The sequence below is a fragment of the Inquilinus limosus MP06 genome, from assembly GCF_000767795.1.
Lineage (GTDB): Bacteria > Pseudomonadota > Alphaproteobacteria > DSM-16000 > Inquilinaceae > Inquilinus > Inquilinus limosus_E.
The window spans coordinates 1-9,535 of record NZ_JANX01000209.1 but is presented as its reverse complement, the minus strand read 5'-3'; the positions used below and the strand labels follow the sequence as shown (position 1 = coordinate 9,535).

Here is a 9,535-nt window from a genome sequence, read left to right as displayed (position 1 = left end):
AAGTCGTCCTTGTGGCCCATCGGCGCGTCGACCAGGTTCCACTGGTTCGGGCCGACCTTGTTGGCGCCGCCCTTCTCGAAGGTGTGGCAGGCGGTGCAGGCCTTCGACAGGGCCTGGCCCTTGGCCGGGTCGCGCTGGCCAGCAGCGGCGCGATCGGCGGGATCGACGGCCCGGCCTGCTCCGCGGCGGCCGGTGCGCTGGCGACGGCGCTGGTGTCGACCTTGTAGGCGTTCTCGTGCAGCGGCTCCGGCGAGACCAGGATATCGGCCACGATGCCGGTCGCCATTCCGATGATGCCGGCCAGCAGGACAGCGGCGAATATTTTATTGAATTCCATGCCGGATCTCACCTCGAAGCGCGACGGCAACCTCCCCGGACGCACGACTCGATTCGGTCGTGCGGGCCCGGCCGTCTTGTAGAGGCGTTCCAATCGGTCTGGCAAGGGGCGATGTCCGGCTGCGACACCCTTTGCGCCCGCCGTCCCGGCCATCAGCGGGAACAAGCGGGGTCATCCCGGATTCGGGACGGTCTTGACGCCGTCGCGGCAACGGTGGATGACGCCGGATCATGAGCGCATCCAACCCCATCGTCGTCATCCCCTCGCGCCTGGCCGCGACCCGCCTGCCGAACAAGCCGCTGGCCGACATTCATGGCGAGCCGATGATCGTCCATGTCTGGCGCCGCTCGGTCGCGGCCGGTCTCGGCCCGGTGATCGTCGCCTGCGGCGACCGGCCGATCGCCGATGCGATCGAGGCGGTGGGCGGCACCGCGGTGATGACCGACCCTGACCTGCCCAACGGATCGGTCCGCATCGCCGAGGCGCTGCGCAGCATCGATCCGGACGGGCGCCACGACATCGTCGTGAACATCCAGGGCGACTTGCCGACGCTGGACCCGGCGCTGCCGCGGGCCGCGGTGGCGCTGCTGGACGACCCGGATGTGGACATCGGCACGCTGGCCGCGGTGATCGTGCGCGAGGAGGAGAAGGCGAACCCCGCCATCGTCAAGGCGATCGTCGAGCGGGAAGAGGGGGCGCGGACCGGCCGGGCCTTCTACTTCACCCGCACCACGGCGCCGTCGGGGGAAGGGCCGCTCTTGCACCATATCGGCCTCTACGCCTATCGCCGTGCGGCGCTGGAGCGCTACGTGACCCTGCCGCCCTCGGCGCTGGAGCGGCGCGAGAAGCTGGAGCAGCTGCGGGCGCTGACCGCCGGCATGCGGATCGACGTCGCCGTCGTCGACACCGTGCCGCTCGGCGTCGACACGCAGGAGGAGCTGGAGCGCGCCCGGCGCCTGCTCGCTGAAGGAGCGGCGCGATGAGGATCTCGTTCCAGGGCTGGGCCGGCGCCAATTCCGACATGGCGTCCCGCCAGGCCTTCCCGGATGCGGAGACGGTGCCGTGCCCGTCCTTCGAGGAGGCGCTGGCGGCGATCCATGACGGCCGGGCCGATCTCGGCATGATCCCGATCGAGAACTCGATCGCCGGCCGCGTCGCCGACATGCACCACCTGCTGCCGGAATCGGGCCTGCACATCATCGGCGAGCATTTCCTGCGGGTGAACCACCAACTGGTGGCGCTGCCGGGCACCAAGCTGGCGGACATCCGCGAGGTGCACAGCCATGTCCAGGCGCTGGGCCAGTGCCGGCAGTGGCTGCGGGCGCGCGGGCTGAAGCCGGTCAACCATGCCGACACCGCAGGCGCCGCCCGTATGGTGTCCGAGCAGTCGGATCCCGGCATCGCCGCCATCTCCAGCCGCCTGGCGGCCGAGATCTACAGGCTGGAGATCCTGGCCAGCGACATCGAGGACGCGGAGCACAACACCACCCGCTTCGTGGTGCTGTCGCGCGACCCGGTGCGGCCGAAGCCGAACAACGGCCCGGTGATGACCACCTTCGTGTTCGAGGTGCGGTCGGTGCCGGCGGCGCTGTACAAGGCGCTGGGCGGCTTCGCCACCAACGGCGTGAACATCACCAAGCTCGAGAGCTACATGCTGGGCGGCCGGTTCAGCCAGACCCAGTTCTACGCCGATGTCGAAGGCCATCCGGACGACCAGTCGCTGCGCTTCGCGCTGGAGGAGCTGCAGTTCTTCACCCGCAACTTCCACCTGCTCGGCGTCTACCCGGCCCATCCCTTCCGCCGCGACCCGAGCCAGCTCGCCGCGGATGAGTGAGGGCGGGGTTACCCGTCGAGAGCGGATTTCAGGTCGGTGCGGGCGAAATCATCGCCGATGAAGAGCAGCGGGCAGGACCGGGCGTCGGCTTCCACGTAGGCGAAGCAGTCGCCGAAGTTCAGCCTGGCGGGGTGATTTCCCTTGCCCCATCGGGCATAGGCCTCTGCCACTCGCCAAGACAGGCTCGGGGTGACGGCGACGATCTCCAGGCCGGCCCCGGTGATCAGTCGTTCCATGTCGCGTGCGACCTGGCGTCCGCCGGCAACGATCATGGCCTCCGCCACGGTGCCCGCCGATATGACGAGTTCCGGCTCCGACCCTAAAATCGCGGCGCATCGCTGCGCCTCGGGTTCCTTCATGATGATCGCCATTAGCGCCGAGGTATCGACGACGATCACTTCGGCAGGCCGTTTTCGTCGTAGAGGAAGTCCTGGCTGCGGGCAGCAGAGGGGCCGGGAGTTGGCCGGGCAGACGCCATGATTTCCGCGATGATGGCCTTCCGCTCGGCCGGCGTCGGCTTTCTGGCCTCCGGTACCAGGCGCACTACGGGCTGGCCGAACCGGGTCAAGACGACCTCCTCGCCGGCCTCAGCGCGGCGGACCAGCTCGGTGAGCTGCCCCTTCGCTTCACTGACGGAGATATGCATGGCTTCCTCCCGATTGATCGGGCTACGCGACATGCGTGAAAGATGGTCTATCCGATAGTCCAAAGCAAGGCGTGGACGACGGTGATCACTCGTCCGCGAGCCAGTCCTCCAGCAGGCGCCGGGCGATGCTGTCGCGGCGGGGCAGGCGGAACGATTCGTCGTCGACATGACGGCGCAGCCAGTCGCGTTCGAACCAGGCGGCGGATTCCAGCTCGTCCTGGTCGACCTGCAGGTCGGAGGTCACGGCGCGACCGGTAAAGCCGACCATCAGCGACTGCGGGAAGGGCCAGGGCTGGCTGGAGTGGTAGCGGACGTCGTCGACCCGGACGCCCGCCTCCTCCAGCACCTCACGCTTCACCGCATCTTCCAGGCTCTCGCCCGGCTCCAGGAAACCGGCCAGCACCGAATGCATGCCGGGCGGCCACGCCTTCTGGCGGCCCAGCAGCACCCTGTCGCCGTCATGAATCAGCATGATCACGGCCGGATCGGTGCGCGGGAAATGCTGGGTGCGGCACTCCGGATTGGTGCAGTCGCGGCGGTGGCCGGCATCGCTGCTGACCGTCGGATGGCCGCAGACGCCGCAGAAGCGGTGGCGCGAATGCCACCAGACCATGCCGCGGGCGTAGGCCAGCAGGGCGCCTTCCTCATGCGGCAGCAGCGGGCCGACGGCGCGCAGGTCGAGGAAGCTGCCGAACCCGGCCAGCACCGGATCGGCGGCCGGGTCGGCGATGCCGCTGACATCGACCGCGAGATAGGTGACGTCGCCGTCGATGCCCAGCATCACCGTCTCGGCCGCGGCGCCGCGCCACCAGGCCTCGGTCGCCGGCACCATGGCGACATGCGGCGCCTCCGGCGGCCCGGCGATCAGGTTGCGGCCCTGCCACACCGGCAGGATGCGGGTGTGCTCGCTGATGGTGACGCGGGCGATCCACTCGGTGTCGCGGCGGTAGCGGCCGGCGCGGTCGAGCGACGGATGGACATAGAAGTTCGGGCGCAGCATGGCGGGACACTGGCACGGCCCCGGCTGCGACGCCAGCGCCGGGAAAAGCAACTGTGCCTTCCGAAAAGGACAGGTTAGATTGCCTAAAAATTCACGGTCGAAGCCAACGGCCGGAACCGACGAACACGAAGGGGGTCACGTCTATGAGTTTCAGCCGCCGGATCGGCCTCGGCCTGCTTGCCGCCACGGCCTTCGCCTTTGCCCTGCCGACCGCAGCCCAGGATTATCCGAACCGCGTCATCACCATGGTCGTGCCCTTCGCCGCCGGCGGGCCGACCGACACGGTGGCGCGGCTGATCGCCGAGCCGATGAGCAAGACGCTCGGTCAGCAGGTGATCGTCGAGAATGTCGGCGGCGCCGGCGGCACCATCGGCGCCGGGCGCGTCGCCAAGGCCGACCCGGACGGCTACACCCTGCTGCTGCACCATATCGGCCAGGCCACCAGCGCCACGCTGTACCGCAACCTGGACTACAAGCCGGGCGAGGCCTTCGCCGGCATCGGCCTGGTCACCGACGTGCCGATGACCTTCGTCGCCCGCGGCGATTTCGAGGCGAAGTCGATGCAGGAGCTGGTGGAGTACGCCAAGTCGCACAAGGACGACGTGACCATCGCCAATGCCGGCGTCGGCTCGGCCTCGCATCTCTGCGGCATGCTGTTCATGGAGGCGATCGGCACCCAGCTGACCACCGTCGCCTACAAGGGCACCGGCCCGGCGATGAACGACCTGCTGGGCGGCGTGTTCGACTTCATGTGCGACCAGACCACCAACACCACCAGCCAGATCAAGGGCGGCAAGATCAAGGTCTACGCCGTCACCAGCGAGAAGCGGGTGCCGTCGCTGCCGGACGTGCCGACCACCACCGAGGCCGGGCTGCCCAACTTCAGGATCGGCATCTGGCACGGGCTCTACGCCCCCAAAGGCACGCCGCAGCCGGTGGTCGCCAAGCTCGAGGCCGCGCTGCAGGCGGCGCTCAAGGACCCCAACGTGGTCGCGCGCTTCGCCGATCTTGGCACCGAGCCGGTGGCGCTGGAGCAGGCGACCCCGGCGGCGCTCGACGCCTATCTGAAGGCCGAGATCGCCAAGTGGCAGCCGGTGATCACCGCCGCCGGCGTCTACGCCGACTGAGCGCCCATCCGATAATGCTACTGGGGTGGCCGTCTGATGGCGCCGTCTGCGCTTCCGGTGCTCGCGGACTTTCACGTCCGCTGTGCTCCGGTTCTCGACATCGCCACCAGCCGACTCACCCCAGCGCATTCTCGGACGGGCGCTGAACCGTTCCGTCAGCACCCTCACCGGATCCAGGAGCCGCGATGCGCCTCTCCATCCGTCATCCCAAGGACTTCTGGTCCGGGCTGATCTTCCTTGCCCTGGCGATCGCGTTCGGCTGGATCGCCCAGGGCTATTCCATGGGCCGCGCCATCAAGATGGGGCCGGGCTACTTCCCGACCGTGCTGGCCGGGATCCTGGCCCTGATCGGGCTGATCACTCTTGTGCGCTCCTTCGTGCTGGAGGGGGAGGGCGTCGGCCAGTGGGCCTGGCGCGGCGGGGCGATCGTGCTGGCGGCGATGCTGCTGTTCGGCCTGCTGCTGCGCGGCGGCGGCCTCGCCGTCTCGGTGCCGGTGGTGGTCCTCGTCGGTGCCGCCGCGAGCATCCGGTTCCGGGCGCCGGTCGCGGCCACCGCCGCCGTCGCCATGACCCTCTTCTGCATCGCCGTCTTCATCTGGGGGCTCGGCCTGCCGATTCCCGTCTTCGGCCGCTGGTTCGGGAACTGAGGCGACCATGGACCTGCTGCACGACCTGATCCTCGGCTTCGGCGTCGCCTTCACGCCGACCAACCTCGCCTACTGCTTCGTCGGGGTGCTGCTCGGCACGCTGGTCGGCGTGCTGCCGGGCCTCGGGCCCACCGCCACCATCGCCATGCTGCTGCCGGCCACCTTCGTGCTGCCACCGATCGCCGCCCTGATCATGCTGGCCGGCATCTATTACGGCTCGCAGTACGGCGGCTCGACCACGGCGATCCTGATCAACCTTCCGGGCGAATCGGCCTCGGTGGTCACAGCGATCGACGGCTACCAGATGGCCAGGCAGGGCAGGGCGGGCGCCGCCCTGGCCGCCGCCGGCATCGGCTCCTTCTTCGCCGGCACCGTCGCCACCCTCCTGATCGCGTTGTTCGCGCCGCCGCTGGCCGCCATCGCGCTGAAATTCGGACCGGCAGAGTACTTCTCGCTGATGGTCCTCGGCCTCGTCGCATCGGTCGCCTTGGCGCATGGCTCGGTGCTGAAGGCGCTGGGCATGATCGCGCTCGGCCTCCTGCTCGGCATGGTCGGGCAGGATGTCGAGACCGGAACGCCGCGCTACACCTTCGGCATCCCCGAGCTGTCGCAAGGCATCAACTTCGTCGCCATCTCGATGGGCCTGTTCGGCATCGCCGAGATCATCCGCAACCTGGAGGCCGAGCATCTGCGCGACGTGATGGTGCGCAAGGTCTCGGGCCTGCTGCCGACGCGCGAGGAGGCGCGGCGGATGGCGCCGGCGATCCTGCGCGGCACTGCGCTGGGCTCGATCCTCGGCATCCTGCCGGGCGGCGGCTCGATCCTGTCCTCCTTCGCCGCCTATTCGCTGGAGAAGAAGATCTCCCGCCGGCCGCAGGAATTCGGCAAGGGCGCGATCGAGGGCGTGGCCGGACCGGAATCGGCGAACAACGCCGGCGCCCAGACGTCGTTCATCCCGATGCTGACACTGGGCATCCCGCCGACGCCGGTGATGGCGCTGATGGTCGGCGCCATGATCATCAAGGGCATCCAGCCCGGCCCGCTGGTGATGACCGAGCAACCGGACCTGTTCTGGGGCCTGATCGCCTCGATGTGGATCGGCAACTTCTTCCTGATCGTGCTGAACCTGCCGCTGATCGGCATCTGGGTGCGGCTGCTGAAGGTGCCGTACCATCTGCTGTTCCCGGCGATCCTGGCCTTCTGCTGCATCGGGGTCTACAGCCTCAACAACAACGTCTTCGACGTCTACCTGACGGTGCTGTTCGGCCTGGTCGGCTACATCCTGGTGAAGCTGGAATGCGAGCCGGCGCCGCTGCTGCTCGGCTTCATCCTGGGGCCGATGATGGAGGAGAATCTGCGCCGCGCTATGCTGCTGGCGCGCGGCGATGCCACGGTATTCCTGACCCGGCCGATCAGCGCCGTGCTGCTGCTGCTGACCGTGGGCGTGCTGCTGGTGATGATCAGCCCGGCGATCCGCCGGAAGCGCGAGGAGGCGTTCCAGGAGGAGGCGGGATAGCGACGGCGCATGCGCCGCCATCCCCCATTCGGATGATCCCACCCGGGCCGGACCCCGCTATCGTCATCCCCTGGGCCGCGGAAAGCCGGCCGGCATGGGGGACCGCATGGGAACGATCAACGGCACGAACAATGGCGACGACCTTTTCGGCACCCTCGATGCGGACGTCATCAACGGCCTGGACGGCAACGACACCCTCATCGGGTTCGGCGGCGCCGACATCCTGAACGGCGGGAACGGCAGCGATGAGCTGTATGGCGACGTGGACGACGCCAGCCTTCCCTTCCTGGCCGCTTACGACACGTTGGCGGGCGGCGCCGGCGACGACTCCTACTTTCTGTATGACGACAGTTCCTATGTCTCGGGCGGTGCGGTCCACTATCGCTACGACCTGGTGGTCGAAGCGGCCGGCGCCGGCAGGGACATCGTCTACGTCGTCGCCGCCGCCCATCTCAGCAGCTATGTCCTGCCGGCCAATGTCGAATGGGGCGCCGTCGGCAGTGATGACGGGTTCACCCTGACCGGCAATGCGCTGGCCAACCTCATCGGCGGCAACAACGGCAACGATGCACTGGGCGGCGGGGCCGGCGACGATATGCTGATGGGCAACAGCGGCGAGGACACGCTCGACGGCGGCACCGGCAACGACGTGCTCGAGGGCGGCAGCGACCACGATCTGCTGGCCGGCGGTGCCGGCAATGACGACTATCGGCTGGGCGGCACCAGCTCGGTCGGCATGACACCCCTCCTCTACGACGAGGTCACCGAGGCCGCGAATGGCGGCTACGACAGCGTCCAGCTCGAGGCCGATGCCGATGTGGGCAGCTACACGCTGCCCGACAATGTCGAGGCCGCCTACCTCAGCGGCGACGACGCCTTCGACCTGTTCGGCAACGTCCTGGCCAACGCCCTCAACGGCAACAACGACGACAACGACTTGTACGGCCTCGACGGCAACGACATGCTGATGGGCCTAAACGGCGCCGATACGCTGCAAGGCAGCGCCGGGGCCGATCGCCTCGACGGCGGGGGCGGCATCGACTGGGCGGTCTATATCGACGGCGCCGTCGCCGTCACCGTCGATCTCCAGGCCGGCACCGGGTCCGGGGGCGCGGCCGCGGGGGACAGGCTGATCTCGATCGAGAATCTTCTTGGCAGCACATCCAACGACACGCTGATCGGCAACGCCGCCGCCAACACCCTGCTCGGGAGCTCGGGCGACGATCGCCTGAAGGGTGGCGCCGGGGCCGATCATCTCGACGGCGGGGCCGGGGTGGATACCGCCAGCTACAGCGACAGCACCGCCGGCGTCACGATCGACCTCGCGGCGGGGACGGTGGCCGGGGGCACGGCCGTGGGCGACGAACTGGTCTCGATCGAAAGCCTCGCCGGCAGCGCCTTCAACGATACGCTGATCGGCACGGCCGATGCCAACACCCTGTCGGGCGGTGCCGGCAATGACAGCTTCGTGGGCGGCGCCGGAGCCGACCGGCTCGACGGCGGCGAGGGAGCCGACTGGGTCCTCTATGCCGCCAGCGGCGGCGGCGTCTCGGTCGATCTCGGGGCCGGCACGGCGAGCGGCGGCGATGCCGCGGGCGATGTCCTGGTCTCGATCGAGAACCTGCTCGGCAGCAACTGGGGCGATGTGCTGACCGGCTCGTCGGCGGCCAACATCCTGGATGGAAGCACCGGCCTGGACACGCTGGCCGGCGGCGCCGGCAACGACACCTATCGGCTGAACGACGCCACCTACGTCATGGTCGGCGAGTTTGTGTTCCAATGGTTCTACGATCAGGTCGCCGAGAGCGCGGGCGGCGGCTACGACACCATCCTGATCGTCCCCGTCCCGGGACCGGTGCCCGTCTACGCCCTGCCCGAGAATGTCGAGGCCGGCACCATCGGCGGCACCGGCTTTTTCGCTTTGTCCGGCAACGCATCGGCCAACACCCTGGTCGGCAACGCCGCCCAGAACGGCCTGGCGGGCGGGGAGGGCAATGACGTGCTCCGGGGCGGTGACGGGGCGGACGAGCTCGACGGCGGCGCCGGCACCGACACCGCCAGCTACTACGCCGGCACCATCGGGGTCTCGGTCGATCTCGCCGCCGGCACGGGCACGGGCGGCGAAGCCCAGGGCGACATCCTGACCGCGATCGAGAACCTGTCCGGCAGCCAGGGCAATGACACGCTCATCGGCAGCGCCGGGGCCAACACCCTGCAGGGCTGGAACGGCGGCGACGTGCTGCGCGGCGGCGCCGGGGCCGACCGGCTCGAGGGCGGCGCGGGCGTCGACACCGCCAGCTACTACGGCAGCAATGCCCCGGTCTCGGTCGACCTGTCGACCGGCAAGGGCAGCGGCGGCCACGCCCAGGGCGACACCCTGATTTCGATCGAGAACCTGTCCGGCAGCGCCGGCAGCGACACGCTCATC

10 protein-coding genes are annotated in these 9,535 nt (G+C 69.0%); 6 read left to right on the top strand and 4 right to left on the bottom strand.

Features of this window, described 5'->3' with window-relative positions; all coding sequences use genetic code 11:
- On the bottom strand, positions 1 to 110 hold a 110-nt coding region (locus tag P409_RS41585), incomplete at its 3' end, for a c-type cytochrome (RefSeq protein ID WP_430515644.1).
- 457 nt (positions 111 to 567) lie between these two features.
- Between P409_RS41585 and P409_RS17025 the strand changes: the two genes are divergently transcribed.
- Together P409_RS17025 and P409_RS17020 are read left to right on the top strand one after the other, a co-directional pair.
- Entirely contained in the window at positions 568 to 1,320 is a 753-nt protein-coding gene (locus tag P409_RS17025; RefSeq protein WP_034839870.1) for a 3-deoxy-manno-octulosonate cytidylyltransferase, read from the top strand.
- The gene (locus P409_RS17020) at positions 1,317 to 2,171 is read left to right on the top strand and encodes a prephenate dehydratase (RefSeq protein ID WP_034839867.1); all 855 of its coding nucleotides are present in this window, start codon (positions 1,317 to 1,319) and stop codon (positions 2,169 to 2,171) included. Before P409_RS17025 ends, P409_RS17020 begins: the two co-directional genes overlap by 4 nt.
- Positions 2,172 to 2,179: 8 nt before the next feature.
- On the opposite strand, the gene P409_RS17015 is transcribed toward P409_RS17020, so the two are convergent.
- The 3 genes from P409_RS17015 to nudC all read right to left on the bottom strand — a co-directional run bounded on the left by P409_RS17015 (position 2,180) and on the right by nudC (position 3,868).
- Positions 2,180 to 2,569 (bottom strand): type II toxin-antitoxin system VapC family toxin, encoded by a 390-nt coding sequence (locus P409_RS17015; protein WP_034839865.1) that lies wholly within the window; start codon positions 2,567 to 2,569, stop codon positions 2,180 to 2,182.
- A complete protein-coding gene (locus P409_RS17010) occupies positions 2,566 to 2,817 on the bottom strand; it encodes a type II toxin-antitoxin system Phd/YefM family antitoxin (protein WP_034839862.1) in 252 nt (83 codons plus the stop codon). Before P409_RS17010 ends, P409_RS17015 begins: the two co-directional genes overlap by 4 nt.
- Positions 2,818 to 2,902: 85 nt before the next feature.
- On the bottom strand, positions 2,903 to 3,868 hold the full coding sequence (gene nudC, locus P409_RS17005) for an NAD(+) diphosphatase (RefSeq protein ID WP_343285511.1): 966 nt from the start codon (positions 3,866 to 3,868) through the stop codon (positions 2,903 to 2,905).
- Positions 3,869 to 3,960: 92 nt separating this feature from the next.
- Here nudC and P409_RS17000 point away from each other — a divergent pair, with 92 nt between their 5' ends.
- The 4 genes from P409_RS17000 to P409_RS16985 all read left to right on the top strand — a co-directional run.
- Positions 3,961 to 4,944: a tripartite tricarboxylate transporter substrate-binding protein gene (locus P409_RS17000; protein ID WP_034839857.1), complete on the top strand. Its 984-nt coding sequence runs from the start codon at positions 3,961 to 3,963 to the stop codon at positions 4,942 to 4,944.
- A gap of 185 nt (positions 4,945 to 5,129) precedes the next feature.
- Positions 5,130 to 5,591, top strand: coding sequence for a tripartite tricarboxylate transporter TctB family protein (locus tag P409_RS16995; protein WP_034839855.1), 462 nt, complete (start codon positions 5,130 to 5,132; stop codon positions 5,589 to 5,591).
- A 7-nt stretch (positions 5,592 to 5,598) separates the two neighbouring features.
- Positions 5,599 to 7,107 carry a tripartite tricarboxylate transporter permease gene (locus tag P409_RS16990; RefSeq protein WP_034839852.1) on the top strand — a complete coding sequence of 503 codons (1,509 nt, stop codon included), beginning with the start codon at positions 5,599 to 5,601 and terminating at the stop codon, positions 7,105 to 7,107.
- Between the two features lie 106 nt (positions 7,108 to 7,213).
- Positions 7,214 to 9,535 (top strand): beta strand repeat-containing protein (locus P409_RS16985; RefSeq protein ID WP_161790415.1); only part of this gene is annotated, 2,322 nt, incomplete at its 3' end.